The 19,658-nt window shown below is 39.2% G+C and carries 17 protein-coding genes and 1 pseudogene; 8 read left to right on the top strand and 10 right to left on the bottom strand.

Annotation, left to right across the window (positions count from 1 at the left end; all coding sequences use genetic code 11):
• Positions 1 to 8: 8 nt before the first annotated feature.
• Genes yidD through rpmH form a run of 3 tightly spaced genes read right to left on the bottom strand, consistent with a single transcriptional unit; the run spans position 9 to position 758 of the window.
• The gene (gene yidD / locus G322_RS0100855) at positions 9 to 290 is read right to left on the bottom strand and encodes a membrane protein insertion efficiency factor YidD (protein ID WP_022939918.1); all 282 of its coding nucleotides are present in this window, start codon (positions 288 to 290) and stop codon (positions 9 to 11) included.
• Positions 257 to 613: a ribonuclease P protein component gene (gene rnpA, locus G322_RS0100860; protein ID WP_022939919.1), complete on the bottom strand. Its 357-nt coding sequence runs from the start codon at positions 611 to 613 to the stop codon at positions 257 to 259. Before rnpA ends, yidD begins: the two co-directional genes overlap by 34 nt.
• A gap of 10 nt (positions 614 to 623) precedes the next feature.
• On the bottom strand, positions 624 to 758 hold the full coding sequence (gene rpmH / locus G322_RS0100865; protein WP_015466401.1) for a 50S ribosomal protein L34: 135 nt from the start codon (positions 756 to 758) through the stop codon (positions 624 to 626).
• A 482-nt stretch (positions 759 to 1,240) separates the two neighbouring features.
• Between rpmH and dnaA the strand changes: the two genes are divergently transcribed.
• The 7 genes and pseudogenes from dnaA to G322_RS0100910 all read left to right on the top strand — a co-directional run.
• Positions 1,241 to 2,620 (top strand): chromosomal replication initiator protein DnaA, encoded by a 1,380-nt coding sequence (dnaA, locus tag G322_RS0100870; protein WP_022939920.1) that lies wholly within the window; start codon positions 1,241 to 1,243, stop codon positions 2,618 to 2,620.
• 13 nt (positions 2,621 to 2,633) lie between these two features.
• Positions 2,634 to 3,737, top strand: a complete 1,104-nt coding sequence (gene dnaN, locus G322_RS0100875) for a DNA polymerase III subunit beta (RefSeq protein ID WP_022939921.1) — start codon at positions 2,634 to 2,636, stop codon at positions 3,735 to 3,737.
• A gap of 138 nt (positions 3,738 to 3,875) precedes the next feature.
• The gene (recF, locus tag G322_RS0100880; protein WP_022939922.1) at positions 3,876 to 4,970 is read left to right on the top strand and encodes a DNA replication/repair protein RecF; all 1,095 of its coding nucleotides are present in this window, start codon (positions 3,876 to 3,878) and stop codon (positions 4,968 to 4,970) included.
• Between the two features lie 7 nt (positions 4,971 to 4,977).
• Positions 4,978 to 7,407, top strand: a complete 2,430-nt coding sequence (gyrB, locus tag G322_RS0100885; RefSeq protein WP_022939923.1) for a DNA topoisomerase (ATP-hydrolyzing) subunit B — start codon at positions 4,978 to 4,980, stop codon at positions 7,405 to 7,407.
• Between the two features lie 1,146 nt (positions 7,408 to 8,553).
• Complete coding sequence (locus G322_RS0100900) at positions 8,554 to 8,748, top strand: hypothetical protein (protein WP_022939926.1); 195 nt, start codon at positions 8,554 to 8,556, stop codon at positions 8,746 to 8,748.
• Between the two features lie 5 nt (positions 8,749 to 8,753).
• Positions 8,754 to 8,984, top strand: a complete 231-nt coding sequence (locus G322_RS0100905; RefSeq protein WP_022939927.1) for a hypothetical protein — start codon at positions 8,754 to 8,756, stop codon at positions 8,982 to 8,984.
• 133 nt (positions 8,985 to 9,117) lie between these two features.
• Positions 9,118 to 9,629 (top strand): annotated as a pseudogene (locus G322_RS0100910) (methyl-accepting chemotaxis protein); the annotation flags it as partial.
• A gap of 10 nt (positions 9,630 to 9,639) precedes the next feature.
• Here the strand turns inward: G322_RS0100910 and G322_RS0100915 are convergent.
• From G322_RS0100915 to glyQ, 7 genes are all read right to left on the bottom strand, one after another.
• The gene (locus G322_RS0100915) at positions 9,640 to 10,050 is read right to left on the bottom strand and encodes a DUF3465 domain-containing protein (RefSeq protein WP_022939928.1); all 411 of its coding nucleotides are present in this window, start codon (positions 10,048 to 10,050) and stop codon (positions 9,640 to 9,642) included.
• Between the two features lie 2 nt (positions 10,051 to 10,052).
• Positions 10,053 to 10,457, bottom strand: a complete 405-nt coding sequence (locus tag G322_RS0100920) for a DUF1801 domain-containing protein (protein ID WP_022939929.1) — start codon at positions 10,455 to 10,457, stop codon at positions 10,053 to 10,055.
• 109 nt (positions 10,458 to 10,566) lie between these two features.
• On the bottom strand, positions 10,567 to 10,797 hold the full coding sequence (locus tag G322_RS0100925) for a hypothetical protein (RefSeq protein WP_022939930.1): 231 nt from the start codon (positions 10,795 to 10,797) through the stop codon (positions 10,567 to 10,569).
• Positions 10,798 to 11,114: 317 nt separating this feature from the next.
• Positions 11,115 to 12,371: a valine--pyruvate transaminase gene (locus G322_RS0100930; RefSeq protein ID WP_022939931.1), complete on the bottom strand. Its 1,257-nt coding sequence runs from the start codon at positions 12,369 to 12,371 to the stop codon at positions 11,115 to 11,117.
• A gap of 19 nt (positions 12,372 to 12,390) precedes the next feature.
• A complete protein-coding gene (locus G322_RS0100935; RefSeq protein ID WP_022939932.1) occupies positions 12,391 to 13,065 on the bottom strand; it encodes a YoaK family protein in 675 nt (224 codons plus the stop codon).
• A 198-nt stretch (positions 13,066 to 13,263) separates the two neighbouring features.
• Positions 13,264 to 15,330, bottom strand: coding sequence for a glycine--tRNA ligase subunit beta (glyS, locus tag G322_RS0100940; RefSeq protein WP_022939933.1), 2,067 nt, complete (start codon positions 15,328 to 15,330; stop codon positions 13,264 to 13,266).
• A gap of 11 nt (positions 15,331 to 15,341) precedes the next feature.
• Positions 15,342 to 16,262, bottom strand: coding sequence for a glycine--tRNA ligase subunit alpha (glyQ, locus tag G322_RS0100945; protein WP_022939934.1), 921 nt, complete (start codon positions 16,260 to 16,262; stop codon positions 15,342 to 15,344).
• Between the two features lie 360 nt (positions 16,263 to 16,622).
• On the opposite strand from glyQ, the gene G322_RS22085 reads away from it, so the two are divergent.
• Complete coding sequence (locus tag G322_RS22085; protein ID WP_022939935.1) at positions 16,623 to 19,433, top strand: response regulator; 2,811 nt, start codon at positions 16,623 to 16,625, stop codon at positions 19,431 to 19,433.
• Positions 19,434 to 19,658 lie beyond the last annotated feature (225 nt).

The following is a 19,658-nucleotide window of genomic DNA, read 5'->3' on the forward strand; positions in this document are numbered from 1 at the left end:
ACGTTTATTTAGTCTCTTTTATTAATTGAATCTGTTTTATGACTCTTTTTATGACAACAAGTAGGTACCGGATCGTAACCACCTTCACTTAAAGGTTGGCATCTTATAAGACGTTTAGCTGCAAGCCAACATCCTTTTACAATTCCATGTAATTTTATCGCCTCGATCGCATAATGAGAACAGGTTGGCGTGAAACGACAACGAGGCCCAATCATCGGACTGATAATTAACTGATAACCACGAATGAACTTAATTGCTAGCCATTGCAACGCTGCACTAATTTTCGCCATAATTTATCCAAGACCTTATTAATTTCTTGATTTGATAAATCAGCAATACCCGCTTTGGCAATAACGACAATATCGATATTAGGAAGTTGGTGTTGTTGATGACGGAACTGCTCTCTTACTACACGGCGGATACGATTACGCCCAACTGCATGTTTAATATGCTTTTTAGGTATAGCCATGCCAATACGAGGATGATCTAAGGTATTTTTTCGTGCAAGAAGTGTGAGGTGCGGTGAGACTGCTGGGACAGCATTCTTAAAAACAGGTTGAAAATCTTCAGGAGTTAACAAACGTAACTCCCGAGAATACGAATAATTTACCACGTCTGGGAAATTATGCGCTTAAGCTTGCGCGGCCTTTAGCACGACGACGAGCTAGTACGTTACGACCGTTTTTAGTCGCCATACGAGTTCTGAAACCGTGTGAACGCTTACGCTTAATGTTGCTAGGTTGAAAAGTACGTTTCATGCTCTTCCACTTATATATGTTAGTTACTGTACAGTAGCTAATATTTTAATTTTACGATTTAGATAACTTAAAAAGTGACATAAATAACAAAGTAAAAATGCTAGCCGATTAAAAAGAGAGCGAATTCTATGGTTTGATCGACTAAAAGTCAATCACAGAGTTCTCTTTCACGCACATTAAATAATTCCCTTAAAAAGCATTCACTTAAATAAGGTAGATATTAATTGCTTGCCAGACTCGAAAGTTTGGGTGGGAGGATTATATAGAAGCAGCATTAATATGCAAGGATCTATCGGTGATCTTTCTGTTTTTGTTTAAAATTAATGCTTATCATTAACCCTTATTCATAAACTTTCTTAAGCCAGTACGGATTACAATCTATTTAATGATCTTTTTTTGCAAAAAGATCGAATGAACTAGTGGATTGATCGTGATCTTCTCGGTAGAATTATCCGCCCCGAAATTCACAACTGGAGTTAGTCATGTCCCTCGTTATTTGGCAAGAGTGCTTAGCACAATTAAAAGATGAACTGTCAAAGAGTGACTTCAGTACATGGTTGCGACCATTGCAAGCAGGCTATAAAAATTCAATACTGTCTTTATATTCTCCCAATAAATTTACTAGCGATTGGGTGCGTAATAATTTCATGGATATTATTGAAGGAAAAGTACAACAACTTGCACAATTAGAAGATCCAAACCACAGCATTCAGATTCGTCTTTTAGTGGGCAGACCCGATGCAGATGAAGCACCCGCTCCCAGTCGTAAACCGATTGCACCACAGCCAACCGCGGCACAACCTTGGCAATCAGTAAATAAAGCCTCTGCGGTCGCACATAAAAGTAACCTGATTAAACGTTACACCTTTGATAATTTTGTTGAAGGTAAATCCAATAACTTTGCCATTGCCACCACCCAACAGATAGCAGAAAATCCGGGAGGCGTTTATAACCCGCTATTTTTATATGCTCATCCTGGGCTCGGTAAAACCCATCTTTTACACGCGGTAGGCAATGCGATTGTGGCAGCCAACCCTGACAGTAAAGTGGTTTATATTCGCTCAGAACGTTTTGTGCAAGATATGATCAACTCTATTCGTAATAATACCATTGAACAATTTAAAGAGTATTACGCATCACTCGATGCACTATTAATTGATGATATCCACTTCTTTGCCGGCAAAGAGCGCTCGCAAGAGGTACTTTTCCAAACCTTTAACTCGATGTTAGATGGACACCAACAAGTTATCTTAACCAGTGATCGCTTTCCAAAAGAGATTGAGGGCATTGAAGAACGTCTACGCACACGCTTTGGTTGGGGGCTGTCAATTCCAATTGATCCGCCCGAACTGGAAACACGTGTTGCAATTTTGATCACCAAAGCAGAAGAGCGTGGTTTAACACTACCCGATGACGTCGCTTTCTTTATCGCAAAACGCCTCACCATTACCGATGTACGTGTTTTAGAAGGTGCAATTGCTAATATTTCTGCTAAAGCACAATTCACAGGTCAAGATATTACCATCTCATTAGTGCAAGACGCACTGCGTGACATGCTTGCTGTACATAGCAAACAAACGACCATTGATAATATCCAAAAAGTAGTTGCTGAACATTACCGCATTAAAATTTCCGATATGTCATCCAAACGCCGCACTCGTACTGTTGCACGTCCTCGCCAAATTGCGATGGCGTTAGCCAAAGAGTTAACTCAACATAGTTTGCCTGAAATTGGTGAAGCATTTGGTGGACGTGACCATACTACCGTTATGCATGCTTGTCGTAAAATAGCAGAGCTGCGCAGTGAAAATAACGATATTCAAGAAGATTATAAAATTCTGATCCGCACATTGTCGATGTAAGGTTAAATAAGTCATGAAATTTTCAATCTCACGCGATACTTTTTTGCGCCCGCTACAACTTGTTGTAAGCTCGGTCGCAAGTGGTCGTCCTGCGTTACCTATTATGGGTAACATCTTAATCGAAGTGAAAGAGGGCTTGTTAAGCCTGACCGGGACTGATTTAGAAGTAGAATTAATTACCCAAATTCAACTGCAGCAGCCCGCAACAGATGGCATTATCACTGTACCTGCGCGCAAATTACTGGATATTTGCCGTGGTTTATCTGCCCCTTGTGAAATTACCTTTGAAGTTAAAAATGAACGGGTAACCATACGCTCTGGCCGTAGTCGTTACTTACTTTCATCACTGCCCGCTATCGACTTTCCTAATATAGAGTCATGGAATAGCCTGCTTGAATTGACGGTTCAGCAAAGTGAGTTCAAAAAGTTAATTGAGTACACTCAGTTTGCAATGGCTAGCCAAGATGTTCGTTATTACCTTAATGGCATGTATTTTGAAGCCAGTGAAAACAGCCTACGCAGTGTGGCAACCGATGGTCATCGATTAGCCTCTTCAGCAATTACTTTGCCACAGACCATTGAGCCACAATCAATTATCGTGCCTCGAAAAGGGGTGTTAGAGCTGGTTAAGTTACTTGATAATGACCAAGAAAATGTCACCTTACAGATAGGTAAAAATAATTTGCGCGCGATTATTGGCAACTTTATCTTCACCACAAAACTGGTTGATGGACGTTTTCCCGATTATCGTCGCGTTATTCCGCGTAACGGCGATAAAGTGCTATTAGCAAGTCGTGAATTATTAAAGCAAGCTTTTACCCGTGCCGCTATTTTATCCAACGAGAAGTTCCGTGGTGTACGTTTAACACTCTCTGAAAACCTGTTACAAATCACCGCCAATAACCCTGAACGTGAAGAAGCAGAAGAGTATATTGATGTTAGTTATCAATCTGAGCCATTGGAAATTGGCTTTAACGTCAGTTATGTTTTAGACGTATTAAACACCCTCAAAAGTGATCAAGTTAAAATCACCTTTAGTAGCAGCGATCACAGTACATTGATTGAATCTACTGATAGTGATGACTCACTTTACGTACTAATGCCAATGCGTTTGTAAGTGGTTTACACTACAGCAGGACTTCAGTTCTGCTGTAGTTTTACTTTAGTTTGTATTAATAACCAACCGCAAGTTCGTTAAATGCCAAAATACGCATATTAACGTTACCCTTGACCCCATAATAAAACGGAGCTGTTGATGTCACTTGCAAAACTGAACATCCATCAATTTCGTAATATCAACGCCGCTAATTTAACCTTTAATAACAAAGTAAATATCATCATTGGCGATAATGGCAGTGGCAAAACCTCACTGTTAGAAGCGATCTATTTTCTTGGATTAGGGCGTTCTTTTCGCAGTCATTTAACCAGTCGTATTGTGCAACATGATCACAAAGAGTTCACGCTTTTCAGCGAAGTGATTCAGCAAAACTTAACCACACCCATCGGCCTACAAAAAAGTAAAAGTGGACAGTCAATATTAAAAATAAATGGTACAATCTCTACAAAACTAGCCAATTTAACCCACTATTTACCGCTGCGATTAATCACCCCCGAAAGCAGTGCATTACTCACTGGAAGCCCTAAAAATAGGCGTGCTTTCCTTGATTGGGGAGTGTTTTATCATGATCCCCTCTTTTACCACAATTGGGCACGTATAAAACGCTTGTTAAAACAGCGTAATGCCGCTTTAAAGCAATGTAAAACGTACAATGACTTGCAACTGTGGGATAATGAACTTTGCCTTTTAAGTGATAAAATTAGCGAGCAACGGCAGTGTTATTTTGAATTGTTAACACCACTTATCAAAAGTACACTAAATGATTTTTTACCCGAGTTTGAGTTTCAGTTCCAATTTTTTTGTGGCTGGGATAAAAACAACAAATCATTGGCCGAGTATCTACACGATAACTTCTTGCGCGACAATCAACTGGGTTATACAACAGCGGGGCCTCAAAAAGCCGATATTCGTTTTAAGATAAAAGGTTTCCCTGTTGCCGATGTTTTATCACGTGGCCAACTAAAACTATTTGTTTATGCCCTACAGCTTGCACAAGGATTGTTCTTAAATAGCATCGACAAAAAACAGTGTATTTTTCTAATAGATGATTTTAGTTCTGAGCTTGATCAGAACAAACAACAAATATTAGCAAAGCATATTACAGATTCAAATGCGCAACTGTTTATCACCCTTATTGAGCCTAATAATATCGATAAACTCTTTACGCAACAACATAGCGTGTTTCACGTGGAACATGGTCAGATTACAGAACAATTAGAAAATAATAGGTGAAAGCTTTATGGCTGAAAATAGTTATGATTCGTCAAGTATTAAAGTACTAAAAGGGTTAGACGCGGTACGTAAACGCCCAGGCATGTATATTGGTGATACCGATGATGGTACAGGACTACACCACATGGTGTTTGAGATCCTTGATAACTCAATTGATGAAGCATTAGCAGGTCACTGTAGTGATATCGTGACCACTATCCACACCGATGGCAGTGTTTCAGTACGTGATGATGGCCGTGGTATTCCTGTTGATATTCATGAAGGTGAGGGCGTTTCTGCGGCTGAAGTTATCATGACCATCCTACATGCAGGCGGTAAATTCGATGATAACTCTTACAAAGTATCTGGCGGTTTGCACGGCGTAGGTGTTTCAGTTGTCAATGCACTGTCTAGAAAATTACGTTTAACCGTGAAGCGTCACGGTAAAATTCATCAACAAACCTATATTCACGGTGTACCAGAAGCCCCTATGGCAGCCATCGGTGATACCGATCAAACCGGTACTGAAATCCGTTTTTGGCCAAGTGAAGAGACTTTCACTGATGTGCTTTTCCATTACGAGATTTTGGCCAAACGTCTCCGTGAGCTGTCATTTTTAAACTCAGGTGTGTCCATCAAGCTCATTGATAAACGTGAAGAAGATAAACACGATCACTTCTGTTATGAAGGCGGTATTGAGGCTTTTATAAAATACCTCAATAAAAACAAAACACCGGTACATCAAAAAATATTCCATTTTGAAGTCACCAATGACGAAGGCACAACCGTTGAAGTGGCGATGCAGTGGAACGATGGTTTCCAAGAGAACATTTACTGTTTTACTAATAATATCCCACAACGTGATGGTGGTTCTCACTTAACCGGTTTTCGTGGCGGTTTAACACGTACGTTGAATGCGTACATGGAAAAAGAGCTTGCCAAAGTTAAGAACTCTAAAAACAAAGCATCCACTGAAGGTGGCGATTCACGTGAAGGATTAACCGCAGTTATCTCGGTAAAAGTACCGGATCCTAAATTCTCATCACAAACCAAAGATCGCTTAGTTTCTTCTGAAGTACGTCCTGTGGTTGAAGGGGCAATGGGTGAAAAGCTGCAAGAGTTTTTATTAGAAAACCCATCTGAAGCAAGAATTATTACCTCAAAAATTATCGATGCGGCCCGCGCGCGCGAAGCAGCACGTAAAGCACGTGATATGACACGTCGTAAAGGTGCATTAGACTTAGCGGGTCTTCCGGGTAAATTAGCAGATTGTCAGGAAAAAGATCCTGCACTTTCTGAACTTTACATTGTGGAAGGGGACTCTGCTGGCGGTAGTGCTAAGCAGGGTCGTAATCGTAAAAACCAAGCAATTTTACCGCTTAAAGGTAAAATTCTTAATGTAGAAAAAGCTCGTTTCGATAAAATGTTATCTTCACAAGAGGTAGCAACACTGATCACTGCACTCGGTTGTGGTATCGGTCGTGACGAATATAACCCAGAAAAAACACGTTACCACCGTATCATCATCATGACCGATGCCGATGTCGATGGTTCACACATTCGTACGCTGCTATTAACATTTTTCTTTCGTCAAATGCCAGAGCTAATTGAGCGCGGTTATATCTACATCGCTCAGCCACCTCTTTATAAAATAAAAAAAGGCAAGCAAGAGACCTATGTAAAAGATGAATCAGAACTGCAAACGTACCTAACAACACTCGCAATGGAAAATTCATCACTGCATGTAAATTCTGAGGCTCCGGGCATTTCAGGACTTGCATTAGAAGGGTTAATTCAACGCTACCGCGCAGTACAAGATAATATCAAACGCCTGAAACGTCGTTATCCATCGATTATTCTCGACAAGCTTATCTACAAACCTGCATTAACCACTGAGCAGTTAACCAACAAAACCGTGGCCAGTGATTGGGCGACGGATATCGTTGATACACTTAATGCCGAAGACTTTGAAGGGACCATTTACAACGTAGATGTACAGCAGTCTGATGATGAGCTATCAAATAACATTGTATTTACTGTACGTAAACACGGTGTTGAAGCAGACTTCACTTTCGATGAAGAGTACTTTGGTTCTGATGGTTACAAAGCATTAGTCGCTGTCGGCGTAGAAGTCGCAGACCTGTTAGAAGAAGGTGCTTATATCCAACGCGGCGAGCGTAAACACGAAGTAAGCCACTTTATTGATGCGGTTAACTGGTTGATGACTGAATCAAAACGTGGCCTGTACATTCAACGTTACAAAGGGCTAGGTGAGATGAACCCCGATCAGCTTTGTGATACCACCATGGATCCGAATACGCGTCATATGTTACAAGTACGCATCGAAGATGCCGTGGCAGCGGATCAACTGTTCAGTACCTTAATGGGTGATCACGTTGAACCACGTCGTGCCTTTATCGAGGAAAATGCGCTGCGTGTAGAGAACTTAGATATCTAACCTTTCTCTTACAGCCAAAACTAAAAACCAGCATTGTTGCTGGTTTTTTTATGCCCTAAATAATCTGTCACATTACGGCCACATTAAAAACCTACAATTTCAGCTTAATTTGAATTTTTGAGCGCTTTATGTCGGTCAGTTTTTTTACTAAATTAATTTCAGTTAGCATTACTTTATTACTTATTTTCATTAGCGATTTTATCATATGGGCGTGGCAAGAGATGGATAAACCTTATCAAATTAGCCAGTCCTATCATGCAATCAAAGCAGAATTTTAAGCGGATATCGCACTCTCTTTAGAACAATACTTGAACTCTGGTAATGCCAGTAAACAGCAACAGGCAGAAAAACAATTAAACACATTAAAAAACACAGCTATTCACTGGCTTAATGATAAACAAAAATAATCCATTGTTGATGTAATCACAGCATTAGAAAAAGCAATTCAAGAGGTTAGAGGTGCTGGAAAACTGGCCGCAGATCCTGATATGCGATTAATTAATAATGAGATGGAACGACATGCTATCAGCGCTGATTTATTGGCTTTAACGATTCAGTCAACCGTTAGCAATAAAATAAAACTATAATATTAAACACAGTTGCTTAACATTAGCCTCGGATTGCAACAAATGTCCCTTCGTCGCCAACGCTATATACAACATAAAAATGAGCCGTTAAAAGAGGCACTGCTCACCGAAACCGGTTAATAACAAATGCCTTAAAGGCATTAGCAACATCACCTAGTTTAGCGCTATTTAAAACAGAAGAAGTCGATGAATTTAGTTTTGATGAAGCAGAAAAAATCGACCGAGCAAAAGAGAGTATTAGCCGTTTAATAAGCTTCACCAATCGCTACCCGAAGAAGTTATCAAACACCTCTAGAATGCAACAAGCCGTAGTCTACAGTAGAAAAAATTTGAGATAACAACTCACGAGCCTCACTGAAAAGTTTGCTTTATATGCCACGGTTGTTGATACACAAAAACAACGGATCACTAATAAAGTGCAAATTATTGGTACACTCGTCTACTTCTATTTATGATAATGAATGTCATTTCTACATTGTTACAGTTTAAAACGCTACGCTTTACGCAACAACTACTGCCCTTTTTTAATGCGTAAACAATAGGGGATTTCAATCAATCATTGAATATAAAAAGTAACTTTTCTGAGTTTAATTGGGTCAAAGATCGTAGCTTGCGTTTACAAAATTATTTAAAAGAGCTTATCGCCTCATTACAAGTGCAATCACAAAAAGCATTAATCGCGAGCAATACCTTGCAGAAACATACTCTGCAAGCGAAAAAAGTAGCCAACAGCAACAACAAACTAAACAAGTAAGCATCGTGATTTCACAGCTTTCTGCCTCTTTTAACGAGGTCAGTAAAAATGCAGCATATACTTGTCAACAAACAGATAAAGCAGTACAACTGGTCACCCAAGCCGATAAAGCATTAGCCCTTGAAACAGAGAAAATCAAAAAACTTGCAGATAATATTCTTTCACTGAGTAAATTAGTTCAACAACTCACCACAGATACACACTCCATCAACAATGTATTATACCAATCCGCCTAAGTAACTGATCGTTTTTACTGGTTTAAATTACTAATATCTGCGTTGCATTCAATCGCAATAGCCGGCTATTACCCAATCATGCGCCTTGACCTTAGTAATTTACCCTGCGTAAAACCTGATCATTATATTAAGCGGAATGGTATTAGAGGTGATAAATAATGTGTCAGAGCAGACTAATCTACTGCACTTAATGCCGCCATTGAAGTGGCCAGAGCAGGGGAGCAAGGTCGTGGATTTTCCGTTGTTGCCGATGAGGTACGTTCATTAGCAATACGCACATCAGCTTCCACAGGTGAAATACAAATCATCATTAATCAACTCGTCAATACCGCCAAACAGGCCAATGAGTATGTATTACAGCAGAGAGAGGTCGCCATTGATTGCGCCGAACATAACCTCGATTTACAGAAAAAGTTAAAGTCAGTTGCTACCATTAGTAACAATATACACCGCTACAGCCGCACCATTGCATCAGCAACGGAAGAGCAAGCTGTCACCATTAACGATGTGGCAAATAACGCAATGGCGATAGATAGGTACACACAAAAAGCAACCGAAAATATGCAAGATATCAGCAATTCAAGTGAGAGCATTAAAACGATTAGTGAAGTATTGAGTCATCTGATAATGAAATTAAAGCACTAAAAATTCTAACTTACTGATAAATTTCACCTTTATGCTTTAACCAACCATGGGCATGATTATTGTGTGGATCGTGGTGTGTCCAATGCACCACGCCACCTTTTCTGTTCCACTCATATTCACCATAAAATTTAACCTTATCACCCACTTTTAAAGTGTTTATACGCGGTGCTAAATCTATGTTGTGGGCAATAAGTAACGTCTGTTTATTAGTTATTTTGAGGATGAATTTCTGATGGCGATCCCCTTTGAGATCATCTGCCAAAAGGCGAATAACAATACCCGAGCCAGAAACTTGTAGATCACTGACTTGGTTTTTATAGGCCGTTTTTATCTCGTTATTAGCGGCAAAAGAAAAGAGTGGCGCAACAAATAAGAGGGCAGTTAAAAGTATTTTGGCTCTTGTCAATTTTAAGTAGATCAAAATTACGCTCCAAGAAGTGGTAACTGTTTTAGCTGATGATAACGCAATGCAAGCGCGATACAGTGTTTTAACTCCGACAGTGGGATAGTGTCATGAATATTAAAAACAATCGCTCTATTACCTGCAAATTTTAAGCTGTCACCATAAAGTTCTTTGAACGTAGCCACTAATGATGTTTTACAATTAAAATAGACAGCGAACTGCTCAGGGTATTTTTGCTTCCAATCAAAGCGAATTGTACTACCAAATTTAGTCACATAACTTGGCTCTCCCCATTTCAATGTTTCTTTAAGGCAGCTAATATTTTGCTCATTTACCACAGCAAAAATAACCTCACGTAATGCCAGTAAGATCGTTTTAACTTCACTTGGGTAACGCTCAAATTTTTGTTGTACGCTCAATTCCATTATTGTCCCTTTTATGTTTCACGTGAAACACTGGGTGCTTAAATAATATAACTATCAGCTAAATATTTACTAACGACATACAGAGATTAACCCTTTTTACTTTATATGGTTACTTCCCAATATAGTCTATATCAGACTCTACAATGCTAATTTTGCAACCTAAAAGCAGGCTGATAATAAGCCCTACAATGATAAAACCGGAGAGAAATATCATTGCAATTAAGAACCACAATAATTGCAGGTCAAAAATAGTCTCATTACGCTTGTTTTCTAAAACAACTTTGCGTGACGTTAAAAAATTCATAATCCCTTTTCCAGCAACTTTAAAATTTGTTTTCATTTTTACCTCTGTAAATAAATACAATCACCACGAAGCCACTGCGTTACGCAGCAAACACCAAAAGAAAAAAGCCACCAAACAATGTTGGTTTCCCTCCTTTTTCTTCGTACCTTCGTGGTTAAATGCTTTTGAACTAACCCTAAAAAACAATTATCACTACGAAGCCACTGCGTTGCAGAGACACGAAGAAGATAAAGACTTAAACAATGTTTCTGTTTTTCCTCGTGCCTTCATGGCTAATTATTTTGCTTTTATGGCTTGCTGATCTTTAGTGTTGTTAATAAATACAAAGGTGTTTCACGTGAAACATCTCTCTGTTAATTTACTTCGGAATATAACGCATTAATCTCATCAGCCAAAATAGCAATACCACGTTCAACCACATCATCATCCTGTGCATAGTTCAAGCGAATGCATTCTTGAGTATGTTGCCATTGCTGATCAAGTCCCGGAAAGAAGTAGTGTCCAGAAACGATCAACAGGCCTTTTGCTTTCAAACATTTATATAATTCATTTGAGCTAATGGGTAAGTCTTTAAACCATAACCATAAAAACAGCGCACCTTCCGCTTTATGAATTTTAAACTTAGGTGTGCTGATTTGTGCCTGTAATAACTGAATCGCTTTTTGTGATTTTTGATAATAAAACGGCTTAATCACCTCATCACTAAGCTTTAGTATCTCTTTTGTTTTTACCAATGGCAAAGCAATCTCAGGACCAATACCACCCGGTGAGAGTGCCATGATTCCAGAAAGGTTAGACATCGCTTTAATAATAGTAGGGTTGGCGACCACAATACCACAACGTGCGCCAGGTAAACCAAACTTAGAGAGGCTTAAACACAAGATAGTATTGCTGTTCCAAAATGGCGTTACCGGTTCAAAAATAATATTAGGGAAAGGTATACCGTAAGCGTTATCGATAATAAGAGGAATATTATTTTCACGCGCGAGTTTATCTAAATGGATAATCTCTTCATCAGTTAATACATTACCCGTTGGATTAGTTGGGCGAGAGACACACAATGCACCAATATTTTCATCAATTTTTAACGCATCAAAATCAACATGATATTTAAACAGTCCATTTTCAAGCTCACTAATTTTAGGGCGAATAGCAACAAACGCATCTTCTGAAACAGAAGCATCGGCATAACCGATATATTCAGGCGCTAAAGGAAAGAGTATTTTTTTCTTTTTATCGTCACTAAAATTGCCCCCCAAAAGATTAAACAGATAGAAAAACGCATTCTGACTCCCATTGGTTAACATGATGTTGTCGCTTGTTAACCCCCAACCATAGAGATCATTAAACAACTCCGCTAAGGCGTCTATAAAGCTGTTCTTTCCTTGCGGGCCATCATAATTAGCCAGTGTATTAATGAGCTTACCTTCATCTAATAACTGTTGCATTAGCTCAGTTAATCTTTCTTGAATTGCAGGTATCGCGGCAGGGTTACCCCCCCCGAGCATTAGAATATCATCCCCTCCTTGCACACCAGCATTGAGATCATCCATCAATTCCGTAATACCTGAATGTTGAGTAAATTTATTTCCAAATATTGAGTAGGGCATTTTATTTCCAATAAAAAATTTAAAGATGTTTCACGTGAAACGTCTGTGTATATGAATAAAGCCAATAAACAAACGCTAATAATAATGATAAGAAGATGGGAAAGAAGAGGGCATTATACTGAAAAAGAGTAAATAACCATGCTCCAAGTGTACTGCCAAATAAAAAGCCAAACACGATAAGCATAAATAAAATGCTCTTACGCTTATCAAACCCTTTACCTCTTAAGTATTGTCCAATCATCAAACCGAGATCGGTAAAAATACCCGTGAGATGTGTTGTTCTTAATATTGCACCACTAAATGTGGTGAACAGCGCATTCTGTAAACCGCATGCCATTGATGCAAAATAGTGTCCAGAAAAGGAATCTTTATTAAGCAGGTACAATGCAATATAGAGAAGTAATGCTTCAATTAGTAAGGCATACCCATAGCGGCGACCTAATTTCAATGCTTCATTTTGGATCAGCATACCACTAATAATGGCACCAAATATAAAACTAAGCAGAATAATAACAAGGTGTGGCGTCGTATTAATATCGAGAAAAAGTGACACAGCTAATTGAGAAACAGTGCCAGAAACATGTGAGACAGCTTGATGTTCAAAGCCAATCAATCCGACTGCATTAATACTCCCAGCAAGTACGGCAAGAAAAAAGGTACAATACTCAACCCATTTAGGTAGTTTCTTTATCAAGTAATGGCCTCATAAATTTTTACCGATTAAACAGCGTAACTAACGTTTCACATCCAATAAATTTAATTTATCATTTTTTGAATAATTGTTTCACGTGAAACAACTATTCAAAAAACCAACAAAAAAGCTCAGTAAACACTGAGCTTTTTTAACGTTGTTCACATTAAAGTAGGGTTACCTATTCAGTAAACCACTTTTTTATAATACCGACAGATCAGCAACTTGTAAGAACAAGTTACGTAAACGGTTTAATAGCGCTAAACGATTCTGCTTTACTGATTCATTTTCCACCATTACCATGACATTATCGAAGAATAAGTCCACAGGGGCTTGTAGTGAAGCGAGTTCAAACAATGCAGACTCGTAGTCTCCCGCTTTAAATAAAGGGCTTAGCTTGCTTTCTAGCGCGCTCAATTTTTCAGATAATGCCTTTTCAGCGTCCTCTTCAAACAAGGTGGCATCAACATCGGCGTTAATTTCGCCTTTTACTTTCGCAAGAATATTTGAGATACGTTTATTAGCAGCTGCAATTGGCTGTGCTTCTGGAAGCTCTTGGAACTTAGCCACTGCTTGAAGTCGTTTTTCAAAATCTACAGGTTTTGTTGGACGACGAACTAGGACTGATTGAATTAACTCAGCGCTAAAACCATTGGCTTGATAGGTTGCACGGAAACGCGCAAACAAGAAATCAACGACATCATTGACAACATTATCGTTGGTTAGTTTATCGGTATATTGTAATTTAGCCATTTCAACTAACTCAACAATATCCAAATCTAGCTGTTTATCTTTAATAATACGCAGTAGGCCGATGGCGGCGCGGCGCAATGCGAACGGATCAGCAGCCCCTTTAGGCGCTTGACCAATGCCAAAGATACCCACTAATGTATCTAATTTATCAGCAAGAGAAACGGCACAAGCGACTAACGATGTAGGTAATTTATCGCCCGCAAAACGGGGGAGATATTGCTCGTTAAGTGCAATTGCAACCTCTTCTGCTTCACCATCAAAACGTGCATAGTACATACCCATCACGCCTTGCACATCAGGAAACTCTAATACCATTTCCGTCATCAAATCCGCTTTAGAAAGTAAACCTGCACGTTGTGCATGTTTGGTATCCGCTTTGATTTGCAATGCGATATCTTCTGCAATGTTTGAAATACGCTCAGATTTTTCTTTCAACGTACCCAGTTGTTTTTGGAAAAGCACCGTTGATAACGACTCTAAGCGACTTGCTAATGTTTTCTTTTTATCTGTTTCAAAAAAGAACTCTGCATCGGCTAAACGCGGACGAACTACTTTTTCGTTACCTTCAATTACCTGTTTAGGATCGCGACTAACGATATTTGAAACAAAGATAAAGCGTGGTAATAAGTTGCCCTGTTTATCCAACACAGGAAAGTATTTTTGATTATCTTTCATGGTATAGATAAGGGCTTCAGAAGGCACCGCTAAGAATTTTTCTTCAAATGAACCCACCAATGTAACGGGCCATTCAACCAGTGAAGTGACCTCTTCAAGCAGTGCCTCATCAATAGCTGCGACACCATTTTCATGGGCTGCTAATGCTTCAACTTGCTCACGAATAATTGCTTTACGGCGTTCGTAATCGACAATTACTTTGCCACTTTCATCAAGTAACGCTTCATAATCGTCGGCATGATTAATGGTTAATTCCGCTTCACCTAAGAAACGATGTCCTTTTATGGTCCGATCTGATTCAACACCTAATAATGTACCTTGAATCAGTTTGCTACCAAACAACATACACACAGTATGCACAGGACGAATGAATTGGATACTTGATGAACCCCAACGCATCGGCTTAGGGATAGGTAATTTTGCTAACGCATCAGCAGCAATAGTAGGAATAAGCTCTGCAACTTTTTTGCCTTTCACTTCCGCTTTAAAGAGTAACCACTCACCTTTAGGTGTAACTAAACGCTCAGCTTGCTCAACAGTAATTCCGTTTGAGCGCGCCCAACCTTGTGCCGCTTTGGTTGCATTACCTGCGTCATCAAACGCGACACCCACTGCAGGGCCTCGTTTTTCAACTACTTTATCCGCTTGTGAGTCAGATAAGTTAGTAACGACTACCGCTAAGCGACGTGGAGATGCTAGCCAGCTTACTTTTTCAAAACTCAGTTCTGCTTTTTTTAATTCTGCTTCTACGTTACTTGCAAAAGACTCGGCAAGTTGTCGTAATGATTTGGGGGGTAACTCTTCGGTTCCCAGTTCAATCAGTAAATTTTCTTGTGACATCTGATTTGCCTCTATTTATCTATATTTGTAATTGTATTTTTACAAAGTGGGAAACCAAGCGCTTTACGCTTCGCATAATAAGCTTCGGCAACCGCTTTTGACAGTGCACGTACACGTAAAATATAACGTTGGCGCTCGGTTACTGAAATAGCATGGCGTGCATCTAACAGATTAAAAACATGAGATGCTTTCATCACTTGCTCGTAAGCTGGCAAAGGTAGATTAGCTTCAATCAGTTTTTGACTCTCTTTTTCACACTGATCAAACTGCCCAAACAACGCATCGACATCAGCATATTCAAAGTTATACGTTGATTGCTCAACCTCATTTTGATGAAAAATATCACCGTAAGTAATACGCCCCATCGGACCATCAGCCCAAACAAGATCATAAATACTATCAACACCTTGCACATACATTGCCAGACGCTCTAACCCATAAGTAATTTCGCCTGTCACAGGTGAACACTCGATACCACCCACCTGTTGGAAGTAGGTAAATTGTGTTACTTCCATGCCATTTAACCAGATTTCCCAACCAAGACCCCAAGCACCAAGCGTGGGTGATTCCCAGTTATCTTCTACGAAACGGATATCATGGATAGAGGTATCAATACCGATCTCTTCGAGTGACTTAAGATAAAGCTCTTGAATATTTTTTGGCGATGGTTTTAATACCACTTGAAATTGGTAATAATGTTGCAGACGGTTAGGGTTTTCACCGTAACGACCATCTGTCGGGCGACGACATGGCTGCACATAAGCACTGTTCATGGGCTCAGGGCCAATTGAGCGTAAGAATGTTTGTGGATGGAATGTACCCGCACCCACTTCCATATCGAGAGGTTGTATAATGGCACAACCTTGGCGAGCCCAGAAATCTTGCAATGCAAGAATCAGCCCTTGGAATGTTTTTGTATCGAATTTTTGCATGATTTTTGGCTTCGAGTTGATTATAAAAATTGTTGGATATTATAGCCGTTGCAAAGGGTTTATAGCAATGCTAAACAAACCGAGACAAGCTTTAACAGCACATTAATCAATGAAATGAACGAATAATTTACATACAACTCACGCTCAAGCGATGTAAGCATCTAAAACCGCAATAAGACGGACAAAAAAGTCTTTAATAACGCCTGCGTTTAGCCCTATTTTACTTTTAAAAAATCAAATTATTAGGCTACCATTTGAAATTTATTGACTATGATTGATAGATGCCACTACTTATCAACCAGTTATCAACTTATCCACTTATCCACTATTATTAATAACACACCGTTTAAGGTACAGAAGATGCTAAAGAATCATTTATCTATTCGTAGCAAAATAATTTTATGCACCGCCATCCCGATGTTACTTATGATCACGATTGCGATGGTGGTTTATATCAATATTGAGAAAACCATCTCTACGGCAAAATGGGTTGAACATACACACTCTGTCTCCGCAAAAGGTCACCAATTAGTTAAACTAATGTTGGATATGGAAACAGGTGAACGCGGTTATTTAATTACCGGGAAAACTATTTTTTTAGAGCCCTTTAACCATGCAAAAGCAACATGGTTAGAACATATTGAAGAGCTACAAGTACTGGTTGCTGACAATCCACCACAGGTAATAAAAGTAAAAAAAATAGCACAGTTACAAAAGCGCTGGTTAAAAGAAGCGGCTGAAATAGAAATAGCGGCCAGACAAAAAGTAAATAGCGCAATGAGTGATAGTGAGAGAACAACAACCTTAGCAGCAGTGGTTACACTGATAGAAAGTGAAGCGGGTAAAAACATCATCGATAACATTCGTCGTGTTAAAGATGACTTTATTAACGAAGAGAAAATATTACTGGTTAAACGCCAAAATCAGGCGTTAGCAGCCGCTAATAACACCCAAAAAGTGATTGTTATAGGGACGATTTTGGCCATTATTTTAGCAAGTTTGATTACTTTTTTAACCTCTGCTAGCGTACTCAAAAACCTTAAAAAATTATTACTTGGCACGGAAAAAATAACCAATGGTAATTTTAATAGTGTTATTCATGTCAGTAGTAAGGATGAATTATACTCATTGGCAGTCGCGTTTAATAACATGTCACTATCACTCAAAGAATCCACTGAAAAAATGGAAGTAGCGCTACAAACCAAAAGTGAGTTTCTGGCCTCAATGAGCCATGAAATTCGCACCCCCATGAACGGGGTATTAGGTATGTTAGGTTTATTACTCAATACTCAGTTAAATAAAGAGCAATATCATAAAGCTTCTATCGCACAATCTAGCGCCCAATCGTTACTCACGGTTATTAACGATATTCTTGATTTTTCTAAAATTGAAGCGGGTAAATTAGCACTTGAGAAACGTCCCTTTAACTTGCAGCAAACATTAGAAGAGGTCTCCGAAAGCTTAGGTTTTCAAGCGCATGAAAAGGGGTTGGAATTAGTCCTGGATATTGCCACGGTGCAACATATTAATGTAAAAGGGGATAGTAATAGACTGCGCCAAATTTTAACCAACTTAATCAATAATTCAATCAAATTTACAGCCCATGGTGAAGTACTCATTCGTGCATTACTACAACAAAATGATAAACAAAATATGCTATTCACTTGTCAAATAATTGATACTGGTATTGGCATTGCACCGGATAAACAAAGCACCTTATTTGATTCATTCACTCAGGCAGACTCTTCAACAACACGTAAATACGGTGGCACGGGATTAGGGCTAACCATTTGCAAGCGTTTGACGGAACTAATGGGCGGTAAGATTAGCGTCAGCAGTGAAGTAGAAAAAGGCAGTTGCTTTACGATTGTTATCCCCTTCGAAGTATCGAGTGAGCCACTACGCCAAGTACCCCATATTAATATCAGGGGCTTAAATATCTTAATTGTTGATGACAATAAAACCAACAGAGAAGTCTTACGCGGGTTATTAGAGCACTGGGGAGCAATTGTTAGCGAAGCAGTGAGTGGTCAACAAGCCTTACAGATTTGCCAGCAACGAAGTCAGCAAATAGATAAAGACTTCTTTGATATTGCGCTGTTAGATATGCAAATGCCTGAGATGGATGGCGAAGATTTAGGTAAAAAATTACAAAAAAATCACAATTTCTCGCAGATGAAGCTAATTATGATGACCTCTATCGGCGAGCAAAGTGACAGCCAGCATTTTTTTGACTTAGGGTTTAGTGCTTATTTTACCAAACCAACCACCGTCTCAGACTTATATTCAGCTTTAGCCATCATCGTTGAAGGTGGAGAGTTATTAAAACAAGCCAATCCACTGATTACCAGTCAATACATTAACAGTTTAAGCCGCCAACAACCGAAGAAAAGACAACACTGGACAAAATCGACGCGCATTCTGTTAGTCGAAGATAACAAAGTAAATCAAATGGTGGCGAAGTCGGTATTAGAAGAATACAACGTCACTGTGGAGATTGCAGAGCACGGTAAAGAAGCGATAGCGAAACTACAAGCGTCGACCTATCATTTGCTATTTATGGACTGCCAAATGCCCGTCATGGATGGTTATCAAGCGACACAAAGAATTCGCGCTGGAGAAGCAGGACAAGAAAACAGTAACATCACCATTATTGCCATGACCGCAAATGCCATGGTAGGCGATAAAGAAAAATGTATCGCAGCCGGCATGAATGACTATTTAAGCAAACCACTGGATGTTGAACAGTTATTAAGACGGCTACAAAAGTGGTTACCTTCATCAGAAACAAATAACCTCGCCAGAGAAAACCCCAAAGCAGTCTCAAAAGACAATCCACCCGCTGTTATTTGGGATAAACAACAAGCACTGCAACGCTTACTCAATAACAGCGACTTACTTGCTGCTGTCATTGCACAATTTATCAAAGAATCGAGTGCTAATATCAAGCAAATAACCACCACGATTAATGATCTTAACTGGCAACAAGCAGCCCAAACAATACATATTGTTAAGGGTAATTCAGCCAATCTGAGTGCATTCGATCTATTAGAAAAAAGTGAACAACTGGAATCACAAGTCATCTCTGAAAACGCCCTGCAAGTAAAAAAAATACTGCCTGAGTTTGTCAAATCATATCAAACACTGATTGCGACATTACAGGACCAGTAAGAGCGAGCCCCAGGGAACAAATCTCATGACTAATCAGGGTAATGGATGGATTGATTTATCTTCAACTATATTGATATAAGAAAACTTTATAATATGAGCCAAAGCAATCAGTTAATACCATTCCGCTTAATATAATGATCAGGTTTTACGCAGGGTAAATGACTAAGGTCAAGGCGCATGATTGAGTAATAGCCGGCTATTGCGATTGAATGCAACGCAGATATT

It is taken from the genome of Psychromonas hadalis ATCC BAA-638 (assembly GCF_000420245.1).
Taxonomy (GTDB): Bacteria; Pseudomonadota; Gammaproteobacteria; order Enterobacterales; family Psychromonadaceae; genus Psychromonas; species Psychromonas hadalis.